At 68.6% G+C, this 23,584-nt stretch carries 24 protein-coding genes; 7 read left to right on the top strand and 17 right to left on the bottom strand.

The genetic code is table 11. The features are described from left to right. Positions 1–85 precede the first annotated feature (85 nt). The 6 genes from ACQEU1_RS30780 to ACQEU1_RS30755 form a co-directional block, all read right to left on the bottom strand. Positions 86–1,360 carry a thymidine phosphorylase gene (locus tag ACQEU1_RS30780; protein ID WP_433209185.1) on the bottom strand — a complete coding sequence of 425 codons (1,275 nt, stop codon included), beginning with the start codon at positions 1,358–1,360 and terminating at the stop codon, positions 86–88. After that, positions 1,357–1,746 carry a cytidine deaminase gene (locus ACQEU1_RS30775; RefSeq protein WP_433209182.1) on the bottom strand — a complete coding sequence of 130 codons (390 nt, stop codon included), beginning with the start codon at positions 1,744–1,746 and terminating at the stop codon, positions 1,357–1,359. The genes ACQEU1_RS30780 and ACQEU1_RS30775 overlap by 4 nt, the downstream gene beginning before the upstream one ends. Further along, positions 1,739–2,980: an ABC transporter permease gene (locus ACQEU1_RS30770; RefSeq protein ID WP_382443533.1), complete on the bottom strand. Its 1,242-nt coding sequence runs from the start codon at positions 2,978–2,980 to the stop codon at positions 1,739–1,741. The genes ACQEU1_RS30775 and ACQEU1_RS30770 overlap by 8 nt, the downstream gene beginning before the upstream one ends. A gap of 8 nt (positions 2,981–2,988) precedes the next feature. Continuing rightward, entirely contained in the window at positions 2,989–4,062 is a 1,074-nt protein-coding gene (locus tag ACQEU1_RS30765) for an ABC transporter permease (protein WP_433209179.1), read from the bottom strand. Next, on the bottom strand, positions 4,062–5,642 hold the full coding sequence (locus ACQEU1_RS30760; protein ID WP_433209176.1) for an ABC transporter ATP-binding protein: 1,581 nt from the start codon (positions 5,640–5,642) through the stop codon (positions 4,062–4,064). Before ACQEU1_RS30760 ends, ACQEU1_RS30765 begins: the two co-directional genes overlap by 1 nt. A 79-nt stretch (positions 5,643–5,721) precedes the next feature. After that, the gene (locus ACQEU1_RS30755) at positions 5,722–6,855 is read right to left on the bottom strand and encodes a BMP family lipoprotein (RefSeq protein WP_433211873.1); all 1,134 of its coding nucleotides are present in this window, start codon (positions 6,853–6,855) and stop codon (positions 5,722–5,724) included. Positions 6,856–7,462: 607 nt separating this feature from the next. Between ACQEU1_RS30755 and sdhC the strand changes: the two genes are divergently transcribed. Genes sdhC through ACQEU1_RS30735 form a run of 4 tightly spaced genes read left to right on the top strand, consistent with a single transcriptional unit; the run spans position 7,463 to position 10,855 of the window. Continuing rightward, complete coding sequence (gene sdhC, locus ACQEU1_RS30750) at positions 7,463–7,885, top strand: succinate dehydrogenase, cytochrome b556 subunit (protein WP_285643313.1); 423 nt, start codon at positions 7,463–7,465, stop codon at positions 7,883–7,885. Positions 7,886–7,888: 3 nt separating this feature from the next. Further along, on the top strand, positions 7,889–8,296 hold the full coding sequence (locus ACQEU1_RS30745; RefSeq protein WP_285643312.1) for a succinate dehydrogenase hydrophobic membrane anchor subunit: 408 nt from the start codon (positions 7,889–7,891) through the stop codon (positions 8,294–8,296). A 22-nt stretch (positions 8,297–8,318) separates the two neighbouring features. After that, complete coding sequence (gene sdhA / locus ACQEU1_RS30740) at positions 8,319–10,073, top strand: succinate dehydrogenase flavoprotein subunit (RefSeq protein ID WP_433209171.1); 1,755 nt, start codon at positions 8,319–8,321, stop codon at positions 10,071–10,073. Beyond that, positions 10,073–10,855, top strand: a complete 783-nt coding sequence (locus ACQEU1_RS30735; RefSeq protein ID WP_433209168.1) for a succinate dehydrogenase iron-sulfur subunit — start codon at positions 10,073–10,075, stop codon at positions 10,853–10,855. The genes sdhA and ACQEU1_RS30735 overlap by 1 nt, the downstream gene beginning before the upstream one ends. 538 nt (positions 10,856–11,393) lie before the next feature. Here the strand turns inward: ACQEU1_RS30735 and ACQEU1_RS30730 are convergent. After that, entirely contained in the window at positions 11,394–12,308 is a 915-nt protein-coding gene (locus tag ACQEU1_RS30730) for a hypothetical protein (RefSeq protein ID WP_433209165.1), read from the bottom strand. Positions 12,309–12,347: 39 nt separating this feature from the next. After that, on the bottom strand, positions 12,348–12,542 hold the full coding sequence (locus ACQEU1_RS30725) for an LPXTG cell wall anchor domain-containing protein (RefSeq protein ID WP_433209162.1): 195 nt from the start codon (positions 12,540–12,542) through the stop codon (positions 12,348–12,350). Here ACQEU1_RS30725 and ACQEU1_RS30720 point away from each other — a divergent pair. Then, positions 12,514–13,038 (top strand): hypothetical protein, encoded by a 525-nt coding sequence (locus ACQEU1_RS30720; RefSeq protein ID WP_433209159.1) that lies wholly within the window; start codon positions 12,514–12,516, stop codon positions 13,036–13,038. The two genes, ACQEU1_RS30725 and ACQEU1_RS30720, sit on opposite strands and share 29 nt — an antisense overlap. A gap of 109 nt (positions 13,039–13,147) precedes the next feature. Here the strand turns inward: ACQEU1_RS30720 and ACQEU1_RS30715 are convergent, their stop codons facing one another. Both ACQEU1_RS30715 and ACQEU1_RS30710 read right to left on the bottom strand, forming a co-directional pair. Then, the gene (locus ACQEU1_RS30715) at positions 13,148–13,498 is read right to left on the bottom strand and encodes a hypothetical protein (protein WP_433209156.1); all 351 of its coding nucleotides are present in this window, start codon (positions 13,496–13,498) and stop codon (positions 13,148–13,150) included. A 9-nt stretch (positions 13,499–13,507) separates the two neighbouring features. Continuing rightward, positions 13,508–13,735 carry an SCO4848 family membrane protein gene (locus tag ACQEU1_RS30710; protein ID WP_030478462.1) on the bottom strand — a complete coding sequence of 76 codons (228 nt, stop codon included), beginning with the start codon at positions 13,733–13,735 and terminating at the stop codon, positions 13,508–13,510. Between the two features lie 61 nt (positions 13,736–13,796). Here ACQEU1_RS30710 and ACQEU1_RS30705 point away from each other — a divergent pair, with 61 nt between their 5' ends. Continuing rightward, positions 13,797–15,065: a D-alanyl-D-alanine carboxypeptidase family protein gene (locus ACQEU1_RS30705; RefSeq protein WP_433209152.1), complete on the top strand. Its 1,269-nt coding sequence runs from the start codon at positions 13,797–13,799 to the stop codon at positions 15,063–15,065. A 75-nt stretch (positions 15,066–15,140) separates the two neighbouring features. Here the strand turns inward: ACQEU1_RS30705 and yhjD are convergent, their stop codons facing one another. The 5 genes from yhjD to ACQEU1_RS30680 form a co-directional block, all read right to left on the bottom strand. Beyond that, positions 15,141–16,127, bottom strand: a complete 987-nt coding sequence (gene yhjD, locus ACQEU1_RS30700) for an inner membrane protein YhjD (protein ID WP_433209149.1) — start codon at positions 16,125–16,127, stop codon at positions 15,141–15,143. A gap of 37 nt (positions 16,128–16,164) precedes the next feature. Beyond that, positions 16,165–17,187, bottom strand: coding sequence for a tryptophan--tRNA ligase (gene trpS, locus ACQEU1_RS30695; RefSeq protein WP_433209146.1), 1,023 nt, complete (start codon positions 17,185–17,187; stop codon positions 16,165–16,167). 28 nt (positions 17,188–17,215) lie between these two features. Further along, positions 17,216–17,407, bottom strand: a complete 192-nt coding sequence (locus ACQEU1_RS30690; protein ID WP_433209143.1) for a hypothetical protein — start codon at positions 17,405–17,407, stop codon at positions 17,216–17,218. A gap of 124 nt (positions 17,408–17,531) precedes the next feature. Further along, a complete protein-coding gene (locus tag ACQEU1_RS30685) occupies positions 17,532–20,054 on the bottom strand; it encodes a bifunctional FO biosynthesis protein CofGH (RefSeq protein WP_433209140.1) in 2,523 nt (840 codons plus the stop codon). A gap of 63 nt (positions 20,055–20,117) precedes the next feature. Then, positions 20,118–21,776 carry a TIGR03767 family metallophosphoesterase gene (locus ACQEU1_RS30680; RefSeq protein WP_433209137.1) on the bottom strand — a complete coding sequence of 553 codons (1,659 nt, stop codon included), beginning with the start codon at positions 21,774–21,776 and terminating at the stop codon, positions 20,118–20,120. Positions 21,777–21,959: 183 nt separating this feature from the next. On the opposite strand from ACQEU1_RS30680, the gene ACQEU1_RS30675 reads away from it, so the two are divergent. Then, positions 21,960–22,439, top strand: coding sequence for a hypothetical protein (locus ACQEU1_RS30675; RefSeq protein ID WP_433209134.1), 480 nt, complete (start codon positions 21,960–21,962; stop codon positions 22,437–22,439). Here the strand turns inward: ACQEU1_RS30675 and ACQEU1_RS30670 are convergent. Further along, positions 22,427–23,221: an exodeoxyribonuclease III gene (locus ACQEU1_RS30670; RefSeq protein ID WP_433209131.1), complete on the bottom strand. Its 795-nt coding sequence runs from the start codon at positions 23,219–23,221 to the stop codon at positions 22,427–22,429. The two genes, ACQEU1_RS30675 and ACQEU1_RS30670, sit on opposite strands and share 13 nt — an antisense overlap. Positions 23,222–23,232: 11 nt before the next feature. Beyond that, positions 23,233–23,451, bottom strand: coding sequence for a hypothetical protein (locus tag ACQEU1_RS30665; protein ID WP_433209128.1), 219 nt, complete (start codon positions 23,449–23,451; stop codon positions 23,233–23,235). Positions 23,452–23,584 lie beyond the last annotated feature (133 nt).

Below are 23,584 nucleotides of genomic sequence, written 5' to 3'. Positions count from 1 at the left end.
GTTGAGCGTCGGAAGCTGGCAGCGTGACCGGGGACGCGAGAGACAGTCAACGAAAGCCGGAAGACTGACCTCTTACTGACCAGTACTAGCCGCGGATGGTGTCGATCACCAGCGGCTGACGCTCCGGCGCGGAATCCGTCACCTCGTAGGCGCCTTCCAACGCCTGCAAGGCTCCGGCGACCGCGTCCGGGGTGTCCGTGTAGAGCTCCAGCAACGGCTGGCCGGCCTCCACCACGTCACCGGGCTTGGCCAGGCAGAGAACCCCGGCACCGAACTGCACCGGGTCCTCCTTGCGGGCCCGGCCCGCACCGAGGCGCCACGCCGCCACGCCGACGCCGTAAGCGTCCAAAGTGGACAGCACGCCAGCAGCAGGCGCCTCCACGACGTGCTTGTGCGCCGCGACCGGCAGGGCCGCGTCCGGGTCGCCGCCCTGGGCACGGATCATCCGCGCCCACACCTCGTAGGCCTCACCCGTGGCCAGCACGGCCGCCGGGTCGGCGGAAATCCCGGCCAGCGACAGCATCTCGCGCGCCAGGGCCACCGTCAGCTCCACCACGTCGGCCGGTCCGCCGCCGCGCAGCACGTCGACGGACTCGGCCACCTCGACCGCGTTGCCGACCGCCCGGCCCAGCGGCACGGACATGTCGGTCAGCAACGCCGAGATGCGCACGCCGTGCTCCACGCCGATGGCCACCAGGGCCTCGGCCAGGGCACGCGCCGAGGCCAGGTCCTTCATGAAGGCGCCGGAGCCGACCTTCACGTCCAGCACCAGCGACTCGGCGCCTTCGGCGATCTTCTTCGACATGATCGAGGACGCGATCAGCGGGATCGCCTCGACGGTCCCGGTGACGTCCCGCAACGCGTAGAGCTTGCGGTCGGCCGGAGCAAGTCCTTCGGTGGCAGCACAAACGACCGCACCGACCGAAGCGAGCTGCTCCAGAATCTCCGAAGTGGACAGTGCGGCCCGCCACCCCGGGATCGACTCCAGCTTGTCCAGGGTTCCGCCGGTGTGGCCCAGACCACGACCCGAAAGCTGCGGCACGGCAGCCCCACAAGCAGCGACGAGAGGCGCCAGCGGCAGCGTGATCTTGTCGCCGACGCCGCCCGTCGAGTGCTTGTCCACGGTCGGCCGGTCGACGTGCAGCGACAGCCGCTCGCCGGACGCGATCATCGCCTGCGTCCAGCGCGCGGTCTCGGTGGCGGTCATGCCGTTGAGGAAGATCGCCATCGCCAGCGCGGACATCTGCTCGTCCGCCACGGCACCGCGCGTGTACGCGTCGATGACCCAGTCGATCTGTTCACCAGAAAGCACAGCGCCGTCGCGCTTGGCGCGAATGACGTCCACCGCCGAGAAGCTCATGGCAGGTCCTCCGGTCCGAACGCGTCCGGGAGCACCGAGGACATCGGCAGGATCCCGGACGGCGTGTCCACCAGGCAGTCGCGGCCGCCCAGCTCGTACAACACCTGACGGCACCGGCCGCACGGCATCAGCAGCTCACCGGCACCGGAGCGGCAGGCGACGGCCACGAACCGGCCGCCGCCCGTGAGCCGCAGCTGACCGGCCATCGTGCACTCGGCGCACAGCCCCACGCCGTACGAGGCGTTCTCGACGTTGCACCCGGTCACGATCCGGCCGTCGTCGCACAGCGCGGCGGAGCCGACCTGCAACCCCGAGTACGGGCAGTGGGCGAACGACGCCGCCTCCACCGCCCGTGCCCGCAGCAGGTCCCAGTCGACCTCAGCCACGGCGGTAGACCACGCCGTCGGCCGCCGGCATTCGCAACCGTTGGGAGGCAACGGCAAGCACGGCCAACGTCACCATGTGCGGCGCGTAGGACACGAACTCGCTCGGGATCTCGTCGAGGCTGATGTACAGCAGGTACATCAATACGGCCACGACGATGGCCGCAGCAGCGGAGAACCACTTCTGCCGGATGAGCTGCCACACCACGATCACCGCGAGCAGCAGCACGACGCCGTAGACCAGCGCCAGCACCGTCTCACCACCGGACCGCAGCTGCAGGCCGTCGGCGTAGCCGAACAACGCCGCACCACCCAGCAGGCCACCCGGCCGCCAGTTGCCGAAGATCATCGCGGCGAGGCCGATGTAGCCGCGGCCGCCGGTCTGACCCTCCAAATAGGACAGCTGGCCGGGGTTGAGCACCAGCGAGGCGCCACCCAGGCCGGCGAGACCACCGGAGACGATCACCGCGACGTACTTGTGGAAGTACACCTTCACGCCCAGCGAGTCCGCCGCGTGCGGGTTCTCGCCGACCGAGCGCAGGCGCAGGCCGAACCGGGTGCGCCAGAGCAGCCAGTACGACAGCGGAAGCAGCAGGATCGCCAGCATCGTCAACGGCGAGACACCGGTGACGAGACCGCGCAGGATGCCCGCGACGTCCGAGATGAACAGGCGCTGCCCGGCTTCCAGCTCACCGAGCCAGTCACCGAGGCCCGCCACCGAGAACGTGTCGAACGGCGCCACCGGCGGCGACTGCCGCGGGTTGTGCGAGATCGGGAAGAACACCAGCGTCGACAGGTACTTCGTCAGACCGGCGCCCAGCAGGTTGATCGCCACACCGGAGACGATGTGGTTGACGCCGAACGTGACAGTCGCGATCGCGTGCAGCAGACCGCCCAGCGACCCGAACACCACCGCCGCGACGACCGCGGCCCACGGACCCCACTGGTACCCGGCCCACGCCGCGCCCCAGGTGCCCATGATCATCATGCCTTCGAGGCCGATGTTGACCACGCCGGCGCGTTCCGCCCACAGACCGCCGAGACCGGCGAGCAGGATCGGCAGCGCTAGACGCACCGCCGTCTGGGTCGTGCCGGACGACGTGAGCTGCGGGAACCCGGTCTGCATCGACGTGATCGACAGCAGCGCGATCGCGCCCGCGACACCGAGCATGGCGACGGCCCAGCCGGGCACCTTGCGCTTGCGAGGCGCCGCCGGGATGTGCGGCTTCTCCTCCATCGTCGAGATCACGCGGCACCTCCGACAGTTCCGAGCTCACGGCCGACGCGACGCTGTTCCGAGGCCAGCTCGAAGCGACGCACCACCTCGTAGGCGACGACGACCGACAGGACGATCGAGCCCTGCATGATGGTGACGATCTCCCTGGGCACGCCGACGTTGTCGAGCGCGAGGCCCGCCTTGTCGAGGAACGCCCAGAGCAGCGCGCCGAACGCGATGCCACCGGGGTGGTTGCGGCCGAGCAGCGCGATCGCGATGCCCGAGAAGCCGATGCCCGCGGTGAAGTTCAGGCTGAACGTGTGGTCGCGGCCGAGCAGTTCCGGCAACGAGATCAGGCCCGCGATCGCGCCCGAGATCAGCATCGACACCAAGACCATCTTCTTGGCGTTGACGCCACCGGCGGACGCGGCGGTCGAGGACTCGCCGGACGCGCGCAGCTCGAAGCCGAACCGGGTCTTGTTCATCATCACCCAGTAGCCGACGCCCAGGGCGATGGCCACGAAGATGAAGCCGAACATCGTGCCGCCGCCACCGAACGAGATGCCGGGCATCCAGCCGCTCTCCGGGATCTCGGCGGTGCGGATGTTGTTGCCCCGCAGCTCACCGAAGACGTCCCGGCGGATCAGGTAGGCGGACAGGCCGATCGCCAGGCCGTTCATCATGATCGTCGAGATGACCTCGTTGACGCCGCGGGTCACCTTGAGGATCGCGGGGATCGCGGCCCAGGCGGCACCGGCGATCGCGGCCACGATGATGATCACCAGCGTGTGGATGCCGGTGGGCAGCGCGATCGAGCCGCCGACCACGGCCGCCACGACGGCGGCCACGCGGTACTGGCCCTCGACACCGATGTTGAACAGGTTCATCTGGAACCCGATGGCCACCGCGAGCGCCGCGATGTAGTAGATGCCGGTCGAGTTGATGATGTCGACGAGCGTCGTGCCCTTGCCGACCTGCGTCACCATCGCACCGAACGCGCTGAGCGGGTTCGCGCCGGAGATGACGAGCGCGATGCCGCACAACAACATCGAGAAGACGATCGCCAACGCGGGCGGCAGGAGTTTGCCGCGCAGGTGTCCCATTACTTCTCGCCTTCCTCGACGACAGCGGTCTCCTGGACCGCTGCGCTCGTGCTGCCAGCGCCCGTCATCGCGCTGCCGAGGTCCTCGGGCGTGACGGTGTTCGGGTCGGCGTCGGCCACCAGCCGGCCGCGCAGCATGACCTTGATCGTGTCCGACAGGCCGATCAGCTCGTCCAGGTCGGCGGAGATCAGCAGCACGGCGAGACCGGCGGCACGGGCGCGCTTGATCTCGTCCCAGATCAACGCCTGCGCGCCGACGTCCACACCGCGGGTCGGGTGCGACGCGATCAGCAGCACGGGGTCGCCGGACAGCTCGCGGCCGACGACCAGCTTCTGCTGGTTGCCACCGGACAGCGCGGCGGCGGGGACGTCGATGCCGGGCGTGCGGACGTCGAAGTCCGCGACGATCCGCTCGGTGTCCTTCTTCGCGCCGTCGGTGTCGAGCCAGACGCCCTTGGCCGTGGGCTTGCGGGTCTGGTAGCCGAGGATCCGGTTGTACCAGAGGGGCTGCGTGAGCAGCAGGCCGTGGCGGTGCCGGTCCTCCGGCACGTACCCGATGCCCTGCTCGCGCCGGGCGAGCGTGCCGAGCTTGGTGATGTCCTTGTCCTGCAACGTGATCGTGCCGCTGCCGGCCTTGCGCATGCCCATGATCGTCTCGACCAGCTCGGTCTGGCCGTTGCCCTCGACGCCCGCGATGCCGACGACCTCGCCGGACCGCACGACCATGTCGACGTCGTCGAGGATCGGCCGGGAGCCGTCCGGGGTCATCAGCTTGAGGCCCCTGACGTCCAGCACGACCGTGTCGGTCACGGTGGACTCGCGGGTCTCCGGACTGGGCAGCTCGCTGCCGACCATCATCTCGGCGAGCTGCCGGGAGCTGACGGTCTTCGGGTCGGCGCTGCCCACGGTCGTGCCGCGGCGGATCACCGTGACGGAGTCGGCGATCGCGCGGACCTCGTCGAGCTTGTGCGAGATGAACAGGAACGTGTAGCCCTGCTCCTGCATGCCGCGCACGGTGTCGAAGAGCTCGTTGACCTCCTGCGGCACGAGCACGGCGGTGGGCTCGTCGAGGATGATCACCTTGGCGCCGCGGTAGAGCACCTTGAGGATCTCGACGCGCTGGCGGTCGGCCACGCCGAGCTGCTCGACCAGGACGCCGGGGTCGACGTTCAGCCCCGTCTTGCCGGAGAGCTCGATGATGCGCGCGCGGGCCTTCTTGCCGATGCCGTGCATCGCCTCGGCGCCCAGGACGACGTTCTCCTGGACGGTGAGGTTGTCGGCCAGCATGAAGTGCTGGTGCACCATGCCGATGCCGGCCTTGATGGCGTCGGACGGCGTGCGGAACCGGACCTGCTCGCCGTTCACCTCGATGGTGCCCTCGTCCGGCGGCTGCATGCCGTAGAGGATCTTCATCAGGGTCGACTTGCCCGCGCCGTTCTCGCCGCACAGGGCGTGGACCTCGCCGCGGCGCACGGTCAGGTGGACGTCGCTGTTGGCGACCACACCGGGGAATCGCTTGGTGATGCCTGTGAGCACCACCGCGGGGTGTTCGTCCGTCCCTACGGACGTGGAACTGCTCATCGTCGAGTGCTCCTCCTACCACGCACCAGGCCCTGCGAGGTCATTCCTCACAGGGCCCGGATGCTGCGGTTACGCGGGACTACGGCTTGTCCGCGACCTTGATCTTGCCTTCGATGATCTGCGCCTTGTAGCCCTCAAGGATGCCCTGGAGCTTCGCGTCGATCTTGCCACCCGACGTGGCGTAACCGACACCGTCCACCTTCAGGTCGAAGACCTTCGGCAGACCGGCGAGGTCGTTCTTCGCGACGGCCTTGACGTAGTCGTAGACCGCGACGTCGACGCGCTTGAGCATCGACGAGACGATGACGTCCTTGGTGTCGGCGACGGTCGCCTGGTTGTACTGGTCGGAGTCGACGCCGATGGCCAGCACGCCACCCTGCTTGGCGGCCGAGAAGATGCCCTTACCGGACGCGCCCGCGGCCTGGTAGATGACGTCGGCGCCCTTGTCGATCTGGCCCTTCGCGGCTTCCTGGCCCTTCGGGGCGTCCTGGAAACCGGTGAAGTCACCGGCGGGGGTGATGTACTTCTTCTCGATCTGGATCTTCGGCGCGGCGGCCTTGGCACCCTGGAAGTAGCCGGCCTCGAACTTCTGGATCAGCGGGATCTCGACGCCGCCGACGAAGCCGACGTGGCACTTCTTGCTCTGGTACGCGGCGATGACGCCGGCCAGGAAGGAGCCCTCCTGCTCGGCGAACAGCAGCGGCGTGACGTTCGCGGCACCGTCGACGGCCGAGTCGACCAGGCCGAACTTGACGTTCGGGAACTCCGCGGCGACGAGCTTCATCGACTCGGCGTAGGCGAAGCCGACACCGATGATCGGGCTGAAGCCCTCGGACGCCAGCTGGCGCAGACGGGTCTGCTTGGCGGACTCGTCCTCGTTCGGCGCGGCGGACAGCTCGCGCGTGTTCTCCTTCTTCACGCCCATGTCCGCGATGGCCTTGTCGAGGCCGGCGGCGGCGGAGTCGTTGAACGACGCGTCACCACGACCGCCGATGTCGTAGGCCAGGCCGATCTTCAGCGCGCTCGCGTCGACCTTGTCGCCGTTGGCGGCGCTGGTGTTCGAGGCGGCAGGGGCCGAAGGAGCCTCGGCGAACTCGCAGGCGGTGCCGGTACCGGTCCCCGCGTTGTTGCTGCCGCCACCCGAGTCCTTCGCGCAGGCGGCCATAGTCATCACGCTGGTCAACGCGATCGCGGCAACCGCGACACCACGCATACGACGACGCACGGCTCGTCTCCTCCCTGAGGTTTCTCCCCAACGACGTTGTTGGGTCCTAGACGCGGCACCGTACCTCTTAGTAACCAACCCCGTTGCCGCCAGCACCTACAAAGACCCCTATCGGTTACGCATTCGACGCTTTGGTCGTACGAGTGGTGATCACTCGTGTTCGGCGCGTGGCGATTCGTCCTCTTGAGGCCCTTCTTCGCACTGATCATCGTCCGGATGGAGCAGTTCCGCTCGCCAGGCCGCCCGCGACCTGCGGTTCGACGTTGGACGAAGTTTCTTCCGAAACTCGTTGAACCGCTCGCGGGGCCCGCTCGTGTAGAGGGTGGCAAGTGCCCTTGCCGACGACGGCGGCCCGGACCAAGGCGGAGGTCCAGGCCGCCGTCCTCTTCCGTCCCGGTCCTTTTGCCTGAAATGTGGCGTGGACCGCATCTCCGAATCGATCAAGACCGCTTGGCCGATCGACAGCGTGTCTCATCGGTCACAGAGCGGGTGCGCCTGCTGGGACGGGTCCAACGTGCGGGACTAGCATTTCCCGGTCATGGTCGGACAGAACGTGTTCACCGACCACCACCACTGACGTTGGAGGCCGCGGCGCATGACCAGCGCAGGCGCACCCGAGCGGTCGGGCACCACCCGAGGGGGTGGGACGCTCTACCGCGGTGATCTGGGCATGTGGTCCTGGGTCGCCCACCGGATCACCGGTGTCCTCACGTTCTTCTTCCTCTTCACCCACGTGCTCGACACCGCCCTCGTGCGCGTGTCACCGAACGCGTACGACGCGGTGATCGAGACCTACAAGAACCCGATCGTCAACCTCTTCGAGGTCGGCCTCGTCGGCGCGGTGCTCTACCACGCGCTGAACGGCATCCGGGTCATGCTGGTCGACTTCTGGGAGAAGGGCGCCAAGTACCAGCGGGTCATGCTGTGGTCCGTGCTGGTCGTGTGGGTCCTCGTGATGATCCCTGGCTTCTACTTCATGATGGAGCGCACGATCTCCGACCTGGTTGGGGGTCACTGAGCCATGTCTCTCGCACTCGACAAGCCCCGCCAGCCGCGCCGCCCCGCGGCCCGCCGCGGCAACGGCGAGCTCTACAGCTGGCTGTTCATGCGCCTTTCCGGGCTGCTGCTCGTCGTCCTGGTGCTCGGCCACCTGTTCATCATGAACATCCTCGACGGCGGCGTGCACAAGATCAACTTCGGTTTCGTCGCAGGCCGCTGGGCCTCGCCGTTCTGGCAGTTCTGGGACCTCGCGATGCTCTGGCTCGCGCAGATCCACGGCGGCAACGGCGTGCGGACGGTCATCAACGACTACGCCCGCAAGGACTCCACCCGGTTCTGGTTGAAGATGCTGCTCTACGTGTCGATGGTCCTGATCATCTCGCTCGGCACGTTCGTGATCTTCACCTTCGACCCGAACATCTCGAACTGACCCGCGCGGGGAGCCCACCACAATGCAGTTCCACAAGTACGACGTAGTCATCATCGGCGCTGGTGGTGCCGGAATGCGCGCGGCGATCGAGTCCGGCCAGCGCGCCCGCACCGCGGTGCTCACCAAGCTCTACCCCACGCGTTCGCACACCGGCGCGGCCCAGGGCGGCATGTGCGCCGCCCTCGCCAACGTCGAGGAGGACAACTGGGAGTGGCACACCTTCGACACGATCAAGGGCGGCGACTACCTGGTCGACCAGGACGCCGCCGAGATCATGGCGAAGGAGGCCATCGACGCCGTTCTCGACCTGGAGAAGATGGGCCTCCCGTTCAACCGGACGCCCGAGGGCAAGATCGACCAGCGCCGGTTCGGCGGCCACACGCGCAACCACGGTGAAGCCGCCGTGCGCCGCGCCTGCTACGCCGCGGACCGCACCGGTCACATGATCCTCCAGACGCTGTACCAGAACTGCGTCAAGCACGGCATCGAGTTCTTCAACGAGTTCTACGTGCTCGACATCTGCCTGACCGAGACGGAGAACGGCCCGGTCTGCACCGGCGCCGTCGCCTACGAGCTCGCGACCGGTGAGATCCACGTCTTCCAGGCCAAGTCCGTCGTGTTCGCGACCGGTGGTTTCGGCAAGGTCTTCAAGACCACGTCGAACGCCCACACGCTGACCGGCGACGGCATGGGCATCGTCTTCCGCAAGGGCCTGCCCCTGGAGGACATGGAGTTCTACCAGTTCCACCCGACCGGTCTCGCCGGTCTCGGCATCCTGCTGACCGAGGGCGCGCGAGGTGAGGGCGCGATCCTGCGCAACGCCTCGGGCGAGCGGTTCATGGAGCGCTACGCCCCGACCATCAAGGACCTGGCGCCGCGCGACATCGTGGCCCGCTCGATGGCCCTCGAGGTGCTGGAAGGCCGTGGCGCCGGTCCGAACAAGGACTACGTGCTGCTGGACTGCACGCACCTCGGTGCCGAGGTCCTGGAGACGAAGCTGCCGGACATCACCGAGTTCGCCCGCACGTACCTCGCGGTCGACCCGGTCGTCGAGCCCGTCCCGGTGTACCCCACCGCGCACTACGCGATGGGCGGCATCCCGACGAACATCCACGGCGAAGTGCTGCGGGACAACGACAACGTGATCCCCGGCCTGTACGCGGCCGGCGAGTGCGCGTGCGTCTCGGTGCACGGCGCGAACCGCCTCGGCACGAACTCGTTGCTGGACATCAACGTCTTCGGCCGCCGCGCCGGCATCGCCGCCGCGGACTACGCCAACTCGCGCGAGTCCCACGTGGACCTGCCGGAGAACCCGGCGGCCCAGGTCGAGGCGCAGGTGGCGCTCGTCCTCTCGGAGCACGGCCAGGAGCGCGTCGCGGACATCCGCACCGAACTCCAGGCCACCATGGACGCCAACGCGTCCGTGTACCGCACCGAGGACACGCTGAAGACCGCCCTGCACGACGTCCAGGCCCTGAAGGAGCGCTACGCGCACATCCAGGTGCAGGACAAGGGCAAGCGCTTCAACACGGACCTCCTCGAGGCCGTCGAGCTCGGCTTCCTGCTGGAGCTCGCCGAGGTGCTCGTCCACGGTGCGCTGGCGCGCAAGGAGTCCCGCGGCGGCCACGCCCGCGAGGACTACCCGAACCGCGACGACACGAACTTCATGCGCCACAGCATGTTCTACAAGCAGGGCGAAGGTCTGTCGGCGGAGATCCGCCTCGACTACAAGCCCGTGACCTTTACCCGGTACAAGCCGATGGAGCGCAAGTACTGATGACCGCCACCGCTGAAACCACTGCTGGCTCGCGCGGCTCCCAGCCGCCGGTTCCGGACGGCGCTGTCACGGTCACCGTCAAGATCCGGCGCTTCAACCCGGAGTTCGAGGACGAGCCCCGCTGGGACTCGTTCGACATCCCGGCCCTCGCGTCGGACCGCGTGCTGAACCTCCTCCACTACATCAAGTGGTACGTGGACGGCACGCTGACGTTCCGCCGCTCCTGCGCCCACGGCATCTGCGGCTCGGACGCGATGCGCATCAACGGCGTCAACCGCCTCGCCTGCAAGGTCCTGCTGAAGGACCTGCTGCAGAAGGGCGACAAGCAGACCACCATCACCATCGAGCCCATCAAGGGCCTGCCGGTGCACAAGGACCTGCTCGTCGACATGGAGCCGTTCTTCGAGGCGTTCCGCGCCGTCAAGCCGTACCTCGTGACGTACGGCAACGAGCCGACGCGCGAGCGCATCCAGTCCGTCGCCGACCGCGAGCGGTTCGACGACACGACGAAGTGCATCCTGTGCGCCTGCTGCACCACCTCCTGCCCGGTCTACTGGACCGAGGGCTCGTACTTCGGCCCGGCGGCAATCGTGAACGCGCACCGGTTCATCTTCGACTCGCGGGACGAGGGCGCTGAGGAACGGCTCGACATCCTCAACGACATCGACGGCGTGTGGCGCTGCCGCACGACCTTCAACTGCACCGACGCGTGCCCGCGCGGCATCCAGGTGACGAAGGCGATCCAGGAAGTGAAGCGGGCCCTGCTGTTCAAGCGGGTCTGAGTCACGTCGGGGTTGCTTCGAGGCGCCGCGTCCCTTCGGGGGCGCGGCGCTTCGGCGTTGTTGGGGGCGTTCGGCGTTTGTGGTGCGGGACGGGAGCTTCAGCGTTGGTGGGTTCGGGGACGTTCGGCGTTTGTGGGGGCCGGGAGTTTCAGCGTTCGCGGGTGGCGGGTCGGCGTTTGTGGTGCGGAGCGGGGAGCTTCCGCGTTCGCGGGGTGGGGACGTTCGGCGTTCGCGGGTAGGCCAGGAGCCTCAGCGTTCGTGGGGTGGGAGGTTCGCGTTTGTGGCGCGGGCGGGAGCTTCAGCGTTGGCGGGATGGATGGGGCGCTTCGGCATTCCCGAGCGCCGGTAGGGCGTCGCGCTTCAGCGTTGCCTGGTGCGGCGAAGACCTTCGGCATTCGCGGACGCCGGCACGGCGTCGCACTTCGGCGTTGCCGGGGTGCGCCGGACCTTCGGCGGTCGCGGCACGGCGCCTCCGCGTTTCCGGCGGCACCAGTGGGCGCTACACCCCGGCAGCTGCGACTGCGACGAGGCGCTGCCTTCAGGTCACCTCCACCACGTGCACCGGTGGGCGTGGGCGGGCCGCTGCCGCCCTGAGTGCGGCCTTCAGTTCTCTCGCCACGGCCTCCGGGTGGTCGCGCAGGCGGGTCGGCAGGGTTTGCAGGACGAGGATTCCTGCCGCGGCGTAGCGGGCGTTGCGGGCCAGGGTGCGGTCGTAGTCGCGCGGGCCCAGGTGGAAGGCGCGCGAGTCGATCTCCCAGGCCAGGCCCACGTCGTCGTACCAGGCGTCTGGTCTGGCGATGACCAGGCCGTCCTGGCCCGCGATGGTGGTGTTCCAGTGCGGGGTGGTCAGGCGGATCCTGCGGCTGAGGCGGCGGGCGTCTCGTTCCGCCACCGACTCGGCTCTGCCCAGGTCCTTCAGCACGCTGCGGACGAGCTTGGTGCCGTAGCGGTTGGTGCGAGCCTCTGCGGCCAGGTCGGTGATGGTGCAGCGGTTGCGTTGGACGGCCGCGGCGATCAGGGCGGTGGCTTCGTCCGGCGTGCGGAGGAAGCGGCAGGCGTCGGTGACGGCTCTGGCCGGGGAGACGACCGGGAAGCCGCCGACGTTCGTGGTCGGCGGGATCGGTGAGGCTCGTTCCAGGACCAGGGGGCCGCTGCCGCGCTGGGCGCCTGGGACCAGCAGGTGGATCTCGGTGCCGCGGGCCGGGAGGTCGTGGCGGCGGCAGGCCTCCGCGCCCGTGACCACGGCCCCTGGGCCTGCGCGCAGGAGGGCCGCGGTGAGGTGCTGGTCCGGGGTGGGCGGGCCGTTGTGCAGCAGCACGACGCCTGGGTACATGCGCTGCCACGGCCCGCCCGGGACGCACTTCCGCCACGGGTTGGAGACACCCAGGGACTTCAGGGTGCCGGCACTGATGACGCCGAGATCGCTGCGTTCGCGCAGGTGTTCGATTCGCACGTCACCAGTGTGACGAGGAGCACCGACAGTTCTCGGCGGTCAGCGCCTCGGCTGGCGCCTGGCGCGGTCGAAGAGCATCAGGATCGAGCCGCCGACGAGCATCAGCACGCCGAGCGGCAGGGTCCAGACCGGCGAGGTGCCGGTGTTGGCCAGGCGGTTGTCCTGGTGGACCGGGGGCGCGACCGTGGTGGTGGTCGGCGGTGTCGTGAGCCACGGCTTCGTCGTGGTGGTCACCGGGGGCGTGGTGGTGCCGGACGTGGTCGTCGAGGTCGACGGCCTGGTCGTGGTCGAGGACGGCGGAGTGGTCGTCGTCGAGTCCGTCGTGGTGGTCGTGGAGTCCGTCGTCGTGGTCGTCGACGGCGTGGTCGTCGTCGTCGAGTCCGTCGTCGTTGTCGTGGAGTCCGTGGTGGTGGTCGTCGACGGCGTGGTCGTCGTCGTCGAATCCGTCGTCGTTGTCGTCGAATCCGTCGTTGTCGTCGTGTACGTCGTCGTGGTGGTGGTCACCGGCGGCGTCGTCGTGGTCGTGCAGTCGGTGGTGGTCGTGGTCGGCGGAGTCGTGGACGTCGGAGGCTCTTCACCTCTCGGCGACGGCGCACGCCATCCGGGACGTTCTTTCGGGCACCACGCAGCGGAGCACACCTGGCCATCCCCGGTAGCCGAAGCTTCCGGGGCGGCACCGTGCAGTGAGACGACCGTCAACACCGCGCCGGCGGTGAGCACACCGATATAGGCGATACGTGACATGACACGGATGGTGGCGCGCCGGTACAGCAAGTCGGGTCAAAAGCAGGCCCACGTCACCCACGAGTGAGCGCGACATCCCCCTATCAGGGTTCTGATCAGGTCCAGAAGACCGCGATGCCCACGTTCAGCACGACCAGCGACGCGGCCGCCGGCATCAGCCACGACGGCGCCTTGGGCTTGTTCACGTTGATCGCCACGATCACCGCGATGGCCACGACCACCAGCAGCTTCACGCCGATCTTGACGTGGTCGTACTTCACCGAGTCGACCAGCGGGTCGATGCCGACCAGCGCGACGCCGGTCAGCAGCTGCAACGCCGCACCGTGCAGCCAGCCCTTGTTGACCGGCGCGTCCTTGCCGGCGCGAGCCTGCAACATGATCATCGCGACGAGCATGCCCATGCCGAGCAGGTGCAGGAACACCAGCAACAGCCGTACGAACTCCACAGCGTTTCCCTATCGACGTCGAGTGGCCAGGAAACCCCGCACGCCCAGCACCCCGATGACGGTGCCGAACACGAGCGAGGCGATCACCAGCACCAGGTGCACGGTGAAGAAGGCGGTAGGTCCGTCGCTAAACGAACGTGGGTCCTTCCAGATGTTCTTCAGGAACGTGGGCCAGATCACCCACGACCACACTCCGAAAGCCACCAGGAAGAGTGACATCGGGCGCGAGAGCTTCACGGCACCCAGTATCGGACGTGCTGCGTGCAAGCCGCTGAACGGGGGTGGATAGCCTGGAGGCGTGCCCTTCCCCAAACGGCTCATCGTCGCCCTGGTCCTAGCAACGGCCACCGCCGCGTTCGCCGCACCGACGAGCACCGCACAGCAGGCCGCAGGCTCGGCGCAGTGTGCGAACCGCGAGACCCCTCCGCCCCCGGTGGACACGTCCGAGCAGCCGGCGCCCGGCCAGAAGGCGCCGACCGCGCTGGAAGTGCCGGAGAAGCCCATCGGAGGTGACCGGCTGGGCGAGTGCGGCCTGATCCTGCCGCCGAACTCGGCGCAGCCCCCCAGCGGCATCACCGCCGCCTCGTGGATGCTCGCTGACATCGACAGCGGCGCAGTCCTCGCCGCGTACGACCCGCACGGCCGTCAGCGTCCCGCGAGCATCATGAAGGTGCTCCTCGCGATGGTCGTCGCCAAGGAACTGCGGGGCGACCTCGTCGTCACCGCCAGCGCGGAGGACACCCAGCAGGAGTGCACCTGCGTCGGCCTGAAGGACGGCGGCCAGTACACCGTCCGCCAGCTGCTGCACGGCCTGCTGCTGACCTCGGGCAACGACGTGGCGCACACCCTCGCCCGTCAGCTCGGCGGCGTCCCCAACGCCCTGCGCAAGATGAACGCCATGGCCAAGGAGCTCGGCGCCCTCGACACCCGCGCCGTCACCCCGTCCGGTCTCGACGGCCCCGGCACCAGCACCTCCGCCTACGACGTCGGCCTGATCTTCCGCGGCGCGATGAAGTACGACGAGTTCGCGCAGGCCATCAAGCTCCCGCAGTCGACCTTCCCCGGTCGCAACGGCGGCACGATCCCGCTGCTGAACGACAACCGCATGCTCCAGAACTACGAGGGCGCGCTCGGCGGCAAGACCGGCTTCACCGACGACTCGCAGCACACCTTCGTGGGCGCAGCGGAACGCAACGGCCGCCGCCTCGTCGTCGTCCTGCTGCGCGGTCAGCAGACCCCCACCCGCATCGACAACCAGGCCGGCAAGCTGCTCGACTACGGCTTCGCCATGGGCCCTGGCGGCGTGGGCAAGCTGGTCGACGGCGCCCCGCAGCCGAAGCAGAACGTCGTCCCCACCCAGAGCAGCAACGAGGCCTCCGACGTCGTGGCCACCGATCCCGACACCGGACGTCCCGCGCCGACGGCGTTCGGCACCGTGGGCCTGCCGATCACGGCGGCGGCGGGGATCGCGTTGCTGGCGGCTCTGCTGCTCGTCCTGCGGAACAAGCGGGCCAAGGCGGCCAGGGCACGACGCCAGGCCGCGCAGCAGGCGGCACAGGGAGTCTGAGAGGCCTTCCCGGCACCGAAACCAGAACGGCCCCGGCAGTGAGTCCACTGCCGGGGCCGTTTCACGTCTGAGGACCTACCGGCGCCGCCAGAGCATCCCGAGCACCGCCCCCGCCAGCGCGCCGGCACCGACCATCAGCGACGGCGACGGTCCCTGCCGCACCGACACCACCGGAGCGATCACGGCGGGAGGCGGGGCCTGCACGACCTCCGGCTCGCGGTTCTCCCTGGCCGTGGCCGTCCACGCCGTGATGAACAGGATGAACTGGGCCACCAGGTTCGCGAAGACCAGCACACCGATCACCGACCCGAACGCGGCCGAGGTGGGCGACTTGGTCGTGAACGACAGGAAGATCGTGGCGGCCTGCTTCAGCACCTCGAACCCGATGGCCGCCGCCAACGCCCCGCGCAGCGCCGACCGCCACCCCACGGGCTTGCGCGGCAACCGGGCCAGCACCCACAGGAACACCATCCAGTTGGCCAGCAGCGACAGCACGATGGTGCCGATGCGCAGCAGCACGTGCGCCCAGCCCGCCTCACCGAGGCCCATCCACTCCAGCACCTGCTCGGCGAACCCGGACCCGAGAGCCGTGATGCCGAACGACAGCACGATCGCGAGCCCCAGGCCCACCAACGCCAGCAGGTCGCGCCAGAGCGTGCCGAGGAACGGCAGGTCGCCCTTCGCCTGGCCCCACTGGGCCGTCAGGGCGTCGCGGAGGTTGCTCATCCAGCCGAGGCCGGAGTAGGCGGCGCCGAGCAGACCGATGATGCCGACGGTGCCCTTGGACTCCAGGGCGGTGTCCACGGCCTCGTTGATCTGGGTGCGCAACTGCTGGTCCGGCACGGCCTCGGCGATGCTCCCGCGCAACGACTCCAGCAGGTCCGGCTGCGACTGCAGCACGAAACCGGCGACCGCGAAGCCGATCATCAGGATGGGCACGAGGGAGAGCACGCTGAAGTACGTGACCGCAGCGGCGTGCTGGGTGCCGTACCGCTGGTCGAACCGCTCGTATGCACGCATGATGTGGTCGAGCCATGCGTACTTCCGCCGCCACTTGTCCACGAGCAAGACGCTAGTGCACTTGCACTACCCGGGCAGATTACGGAAGGACGAAGCCGATCTTCTCGTACGTGCGGCGCAACGTGCCCGACGCGACCTCACGTGCGCGCTCGGCCCCTTGAGCCAGGATCTTGTCCAACGAGGCCACGTCGTCGAGGTACGTGCGGACGCGTTCCTGCACCGGGGTGACCCACTCGGTGAAGACCTCGCCGAGGTCCTTCTTCAGGTCGCCGTAGCCCTTGCCGTCGTAGTCCTCGACCAGCAACTCGACCGAACGCGACGTCAACGCCGAGTAGATCGTCAGCAGGTTCGAGACACCCGGCTTGTTCTCGACGTCGTAGAGCACTTCGCGGCCCGTGTCGGTGACGGCCGAGCGGATCTTCTTGGCCGAGCGCTTCGGGTCCTCCAGCAGCTCGACGACGCCGCCGGGCACCGACTTGCTCATCTTCGACGTCGGGTCCTGCAGGTCGAAGATCTTGGCCGTGTCCTTGACGATGTACGCCTCGGGCAGCCGGAACGTCTTGCCGTAGCGCGAGTTGAACCGCGTCGCGAGGTCGCGGGTCAGCTCCAGGTGCTGGCGCTGGTCCTCGCCGACCGGCACGTAGTGCGCCTGGTACAGCAGGATGTCCGCGGCCTGCAGGATCGGGTACGTGAGCAGGCCGACGCCGACGGACTGCTCCTGGCGTGCGGACTTGTCCTTGAACTGCGTCATCCGCGCCGCCTCGCCGAAGCCGGTCATGCACTGCATGACCCAGCCGAGCTGGGCGTGCTCCGGGACGTGCGACTGCACGAACAGCGTCGCCCGATCCGGGTCGATGCCCAGGGCGAGCAGCTGCGCGGCCGAGACGCGGGTGTTCTGCCGCAGTTCCTTCGGGTTCTGCTCCACGGTGATCGCGTGCAGGTCGACGACGCAGTAGAACGCGTCGTGCGCTTCCTGCAGGGCCACCCACTGCCGCACCGCACCCAGGTAGTTGCCGAGGTGGAACGACCCGGCCGTCGGCTGGATGCCGGACAGGACGCGGGGGCGCTTGACGGGCTCTGCGGGAGCGTTCTCCGTGGACACGGGAGAAATCTTCTCAGACCGGGGCCGGTCAGTTCTGGGTGGTGTCCTGCTGACCCAGGTCGATGCGCTGGTTGGCCGCGACGACCGGGGCCGGCTTGCGCCGCTTGACCAGGCCGTACACCAGACCGCCGACACCGGCCGCGACCGCGACCAGGCCCACGGGACCGGCAGCCGTGCCGGTCATGCTGCTCTCGACCGCAGCGCTCACTACAAGACTCATGCCCTGCACTTGCCGAGCCTCCCCATGGCACAGATCCCCCCGGAACGGGTGAACCTCGCTGACTGAACGGCCGCCAAGCTACCGAACACCGGTAGCGTCTCTGCGCGCCGATTCAGACTATCGGTCACTGTTGATCGGTTCGCACTCGCCCATATGTCGTAGTTCGCTGACGCGCGTTACGCCCTGCTAGTGATGCCAGGGTCTCGAGCTCACTCACCGTGCGCGCGGACCCGTGCTCGGACCCGGCCATGCGACTGATCGTCTCCTCCATCAACGTGCCGCCGATGTCGTTCGCACCGCCGTTGAGGATCTCCGCGGTGCCCTCGTCACCGAGCTTGACCCACGAGCACTGGATGTTGTCCACCCGGCCGTGCAACGCGAGCCGCGCGAACGCGTGGACTGCCCGGTTGTCCCTGCGGCTGGGGCCGGGACGGGCCACGCCCGCGAGGTAGATCGGGGCGTTGCGGTGCACGAACGGCAGCGCGACGAACTCGGTGAGCCCGCCGGTGCGGTCCTGCAGCTTCGCGAGGACGCGGAAGTGCGTGAGCCAGTGGCCGGGGTGGTCGACGTGGCCGTACATCATCGTCGACGAGGAACGAATGCCCAGCTCGTGGGCGGTGCCGACGACGTCGAGCCAGGTCGCGGTGGGCAGCTTGCCCTTGGTGAGCACCCACCGCACGTCGTCGTCGAGGATCTCGGCCGCCGTGCCGGGGATCGTGTCGAGCCCGGCCTCCTTCAGCTCCGTGAGCCACTCGCGGACGCTCACGCCCGCCTTGGCCGCGGCGGAGACGATCTCCATCGGGCTGAACGCGTGCACGTGCATGCCGGGCACGCGCCGCTTGATCGCGCGCACGACGTCGGCGTAGTAGGTCACCGGCAGCTTGGGGTCGATGCCGCCCTGCATGCAGACCTCGGTGGCGCCGTCGTCCCACGCCTCCTGCGCGCGGTCGGCGACGTCGTCGGTCGACAACCGGAACGCGTCGGCGTCGCGTTCGCGTTGTGCGAAGGCGCAGAACCGGCAGCCGACGTAGCAGACGTTGGAGAAGTTGATGTTGCGGTTGACGACGTACGTGACGTCGTCGCCGACCACCTCGCGGCGCAGGTCGTCGGCGAGCTTCACCATGGTCTCGAGCGCGTCGCCGTCCGCCGTCAGCAACGCCATCGCGGCGTCGGTGTCGTCGAGCAACGCCGCCGGGTCGTTCGCGGCGATCTTCAGTCCACGTTGGACGTCCTCGGAAAGCCGTTGGGGCGCAACGGGGATCTTCAGCTCGTCCCAGTCCCCGTAGACCTCGTCGAAGTCGCCGCGGCGGTCGCTCGTGCGGCCCTCCGTGTCGATCGCGGTGTTCAGGTCGGCGCGGCCGAACGTGTCGAGGCCGCCGTCCGGTTCCTGCCACTCGCGGCCGGCGACCTCCGCGGCGGGGTTCGCGAGGCCGCTTTCCAGTGCCAGCGCGGAAACGTGGGCCGTGAGCCTCGTGTCGATCCACTGCCCGGCGGCCGCGCGGACGTAGCGCGGGTAGACGTTCAGCCGTTCCCGCAACGAGAAACCGGCCTGCGCGGTGATCTCGCTCAGCTGGTCCACCTGCGGCCACGGCTTCTCGGGGTTCACGTGGTCCGGCGTGATCGGCGAGACGCCGCCCCAGTCGTCGACGCCCGCGCGCAGCATGAGGCCGAACTCGCCGCCGACGAGGTTCGGCGGTGCCTGCACGCTCACGGTCGACGGCATCACCAGGCGTGCCACGGCGATCGTCGCCGCGAGCTCGGTCAGGTCGGCGTCGGGCATGCCGCGCATCGCCGTGTCGGGCTTGGCGCGGAAGTTCTGGATGATGACTTCCTGGATGTGGCCGTACTGCTTCGCGACCTGACGCATCGCGAGCAACGACTCGGCGCGCTCGGCGATCGTCTCGCCGATGCCGATCAGGATGCCGGTGGTGAACGGGACGTTCACGCGCCCGGCGTCGGTGAGGACGCGCAGCCGGACCGCGGGGTCCTTGTCGGGGCTGCCGTAGTGCGGGCCGCCCTTCTCGCTCCACAGCCGCTCGGCCGTGGTCTCCAGCATCATGCCCATGCTGGACGCGACGGGCCGCAGCCGCGTCAGCTCCTCCCAGCTCAGCACGCCGGGGTTGAGGTGCGGCAGCAGCCCGGTCTCCTCCAGCACCGCGATGGCGCTCGCCCGCACGTAGTCCAAAGTGGACTCGTAGCCGCGCGCCTCCAGCCACTCCTTGGCCGCCGGCCAGCGGTCCTCCGGCCGGTCGCCGAGCGTGAAGAGCGCTTCCTTGCAGCCCTGCGCGGCCCCGGCGCGCGCGATCGCCAGCACCTCGTCGCGTTCCAGGAACGCGGCGGGCACCTTGTGCGGCACGGTCGCGAACGTGCAGTAGTGGCACCGGTCGCGGCACAGCCTGGTCAGCGGGATGAACACCGACCGGCTGTACGTGACCACCCCCGGCCGCCCCTCCGCGAGCAGGTGCGCGTCCCGCACCTTGCCCGCGGCGGTCAGCAGCGCGTCCAGGTCGTCCTCGCGCGCGTGCAGCAACACGGCGGCTTCCGTCGCGTCGAGCACGGCACCGTCGGCGGCCCGGCGCAGCGCACGCCTCATGGCCGCCGCACTCGGACGGGGCTGCGGTGGGGTTAGCGAGATGTCCACTGCCACGTCAACGACCTTAGGCCGCTGAAATTCCTGATCACCGCGCGCCAGGTGTGGGACATCCCACTGTCAGCGCACGGACACCAGGAGTTCGGTGTTGCGGTCCAACGGCGTGCCCAGCGGGTCTGTGCGCGAGTGGATGTCGTTGTAGGTGAACTCGCGGCACAGGCTCGCCAGGGCCGTGTCAGTGCGGTCGTCGTAGTCGACCTGGTACGGCGCGTCGGCTTCCAACAGCGTCGTGAACAGCGACAACGTGCCGTCGCCGTTGTCCGCGACCTCGATGACGCGGGCGTGCTGCGGGTAGTCGACGTGCGCCGCCGTGTTGATCTCCCAGAAGCCGCGGGACGGCGTGTTGTGCCGGTGCGGCGTGATGACGTTGCGGTGCGTGTGGCCGTTGACCCACGCGAGCACGTTCGGGAAGCGGTGCAGCAGGTTCACCAGCGCGTCGCCGTTCATGCGCGGGTCCAGCGGCCGGCGGCGGTCCGGGAGGACGTTGCCCATCGTGCTGCTCGTGTGGTGGCTGAAGAGCACGAACAGCTCGTCGGTGACGTTCTGGCGCTGCGGCAGGCCGAGCCAGTCGTAGTAGAGCGAGCTGTTGCGCTTGAGCGTCTTCTCGATCCAGTTGAGCTGGTGCAGCCCGATGGAGCCGGTGGAGAAGCCGGCGAGGTTCGTGGTGTCCATGCTGATGCCCGTGACGCCGGGCGCCATCCGGAACGTGTAGAAGACGTCCACGCCATCGGCGTTGGCGTCCGTGTAGCCGTGACCGCCCGTCGGCAGATGCTTGCGCACGAACTCACCGGTGTTGAACAGCCGTCGCCTGCTGTCCGGCGTCACGGTGCGGACGACGCCGCTCGTGCCGAGGATGGCCATCGCCTCCGGGATGGCCGCGGGGTCGTTGAACGCGCGCGCGACCTTGGCGTTCTGCACGGGGTCGCCGAAGCCGACGATCTTCTTGCGGCCGGTGTACCAGCTGTCGAGCAGCCCGTCCGGCAGCGCGCCGACGACGCTGTCGTCGTGGTTGCCGATCGTCGAGTACCAGGGGATGGTCAGGCCGGGGCTGGTGAACTCGCGCACGGCCGCGTCGAGCAGCCCGGTGAGCTGCGGGAACCCGGCTGCCTTGTAGTCGTCCGAGCCGCTCAGGTCCGGCTGCCAGAACGTGCTGATGCCCGCGTTCTGCACGCCTTCATAGCGCGAGTCGCCGGTGTTAGGCGTGATGCGGCCGCCGTTGAGGACCGTGAGGAACCAGTCGAGCTCGATGTTCTCGTGGTTGTCGGTGTTGTCGCCGGTCGTCATGAGGAAGTCGAACGGCCTGCCGGTGAGCGGCCCTCGTTTCACGGCGTTGACCCTCCGCACGAGACTCGTGGAGCCCTGCGTGGTCAGCGCCTCCTGCGGCCGGTGCGCGCTGCTGCCCATGATCGGGTGCAGGTACTCGAACCGCAGCGGGCTCTGGGCGTCGCAGATGTGCATGTCGGAGAACTGCACGAAGCTGGTCAGCGCGCTGCGCCTGGCCTCGCGGCCGGCCTTGGCCGCGATCAGGTCTGCGCGGACCACCGTGGGCCAGCCCGGACCGGCTTGGAGGCGACGATAACCGCTGGTCCCGATGGGCGTTGCCGTGGTTTCGAGCGTGGTGCCCGCCGTGTCCGCAAACGCTTGGCCCGGGAGCAGCGGCACACCTGCCACGCCGACGCCCATCGCCATGAGGAAAGACCGCCGCTTGAGCCCTGCCATCTGCCGCCCCCTTGATTCGAGTACTGAATCGTCTTCATATTCGGGGAACCGGCGGGTTGAATCGAGCGGTCAGGTGGGCGACAAGAGCGATAAAGGCAGGTCGGGCTGGATCACACGGAGTAGGTGCAACGGGCAGCTCGCGGTTGACGTTGAAGCGTGGTTGCCCAACACAGGGGGTGTGTCTTGGCTGACGAGTTCCTGCCAGATCCGGTCGGCAAGAGCTACGACGACGAGCCGGAACGCGACGACACGGTCGCCAGCATCGCGATCTTGGTCGGCGCCGTGCTGCTCATCATCGCCGTGATCATGGCCCCGAAGGCCTTCAAGGTCGGCTTCGAGGTCGGCCCGGCGGGCACCTACGTCGTCGGCGACGTGCCGGAGTGCTCGGCCCGTTGCTACACGCGCACCGGCACGTTCACGAGCGACGACGGCAAGGTCCAGCTCACCGGCGTGCACGTGCGCAACGGCATGCCGCGCGGGCTGAAGAAGGGCGACACCATCCGCGCGTTCGACATCGGCGCGCCCGGTGAGGTGTTCACGAACGAGGGCCAGGCCGGGTACCCGTACGCGATGCCGTGGATCCTCGGGTTGCCGGGCCTGCTCGGGATCGGACTGGCGCTCCAGCACATGTGGGCGACGCGCCGCCGTCCTCAGTCCGAGTAGACGACCGTGACGGGAGCGTGGTCCGACCAGCGTTCGGCGTAGGTCGCGGCCCGCTCCACCACGGCGGTCTGCGCGCGGGCCAGCAGGCCGTCCGTCGCCACCTGGTAGTCGATGCGCCAGCCCGAGTCGTTGTCGAACGCCTTGCCGCGGTACGACCACCACGAGTACGGACCGGTGGCTTCGGGGTGCAGCACGCGCATCACGTCGTGGTAGCCCGACGCGAAGACGGAGGTCATCCAGTCCCGCTCGTACGGCAGGAAGCCGGACTCCTTCTGGTTCGTCTTCCAGTTCTTCAGATCTGCCTGCTGGTGCGCGATGTTCCAGTCACCACACACGAGCACCTCACGGCCCGATACGGCCGCCTTCTCCCGCAGCGAGACCAGGTACGGGAGGAAGGCCGCCATGAAGCGGTCCTTCTCGTCCTGCTTCTCGGTGCCGACGTCGCCGGACGGCAGGTACAGGGACGCCACGACGACGTCGGGGAGTTCGACCTCCAGGTAGCGGCCGCTCGCTTCGAACTCGGCGGTGCCGAAGCCCACACGCACGGATGTCGGTTCTACGCGCGAGAGGATGCCCACGCCCGCACGGCCCTTGAGCGACGACGGGGCGTACACGCCGTGCCAGCCGTCGGGTGAGTGGACGTCGGGCGTCAACTCCGCCGGTTCCGCGCGGACCTCCTGCAGGCACACGACGTCCGCGGACGTCGTGGCGAGCCACTCGAGGTAGCCCTTCTTCGCGGCGGCGCGCAGGCCGTTGACGTTGACCGTGGAGACCGTGAGCACGACGGAGGAGCCTACTTGGAGGCGAGGCCCCAGGGCTTCGGGTACTCGGCGTCGCAGCCCGCGCAGTGGGCGGTGAGGTCGAGGTAGCCGACGATCGTGGCCATCTCGTCGCGCGGCAGGGCGAGCTGACGCCGGCCGTCGATCTCCGTGTAGAGGCCCTGCCACTCCGGGTCGCACGAGCACTGCGAGACGCCCTTGCCTCTGCCCCACCGAAACACGTTCCTCAGCATGCCCGCAAGTTTGCCACACGCCACCGAAGTCGTTCACCGATGCAAAGGCGGACTTCGGTGAAAGCGCACTGTTGAACCAGAAGCATTGATCGTGCGGGTATTCGGGAGGCATGTTTCTTCCGGGCCCAGAAAC

The organism is Lentzea sp. CA-135723 (assembly GCF_050936595.1).
In the GTDB taxonomy this organism is placed as follows: domain Bacteria; phylum Actinomycetota; class Actinomycetes; order Mycobacteriales; family Pseudonocardiaceae; genus Lentzea.
Note: the sequence above shows the minus strand (reverse complement) of the source record. Positions and strands in the feature narration are given on the sequence as shown.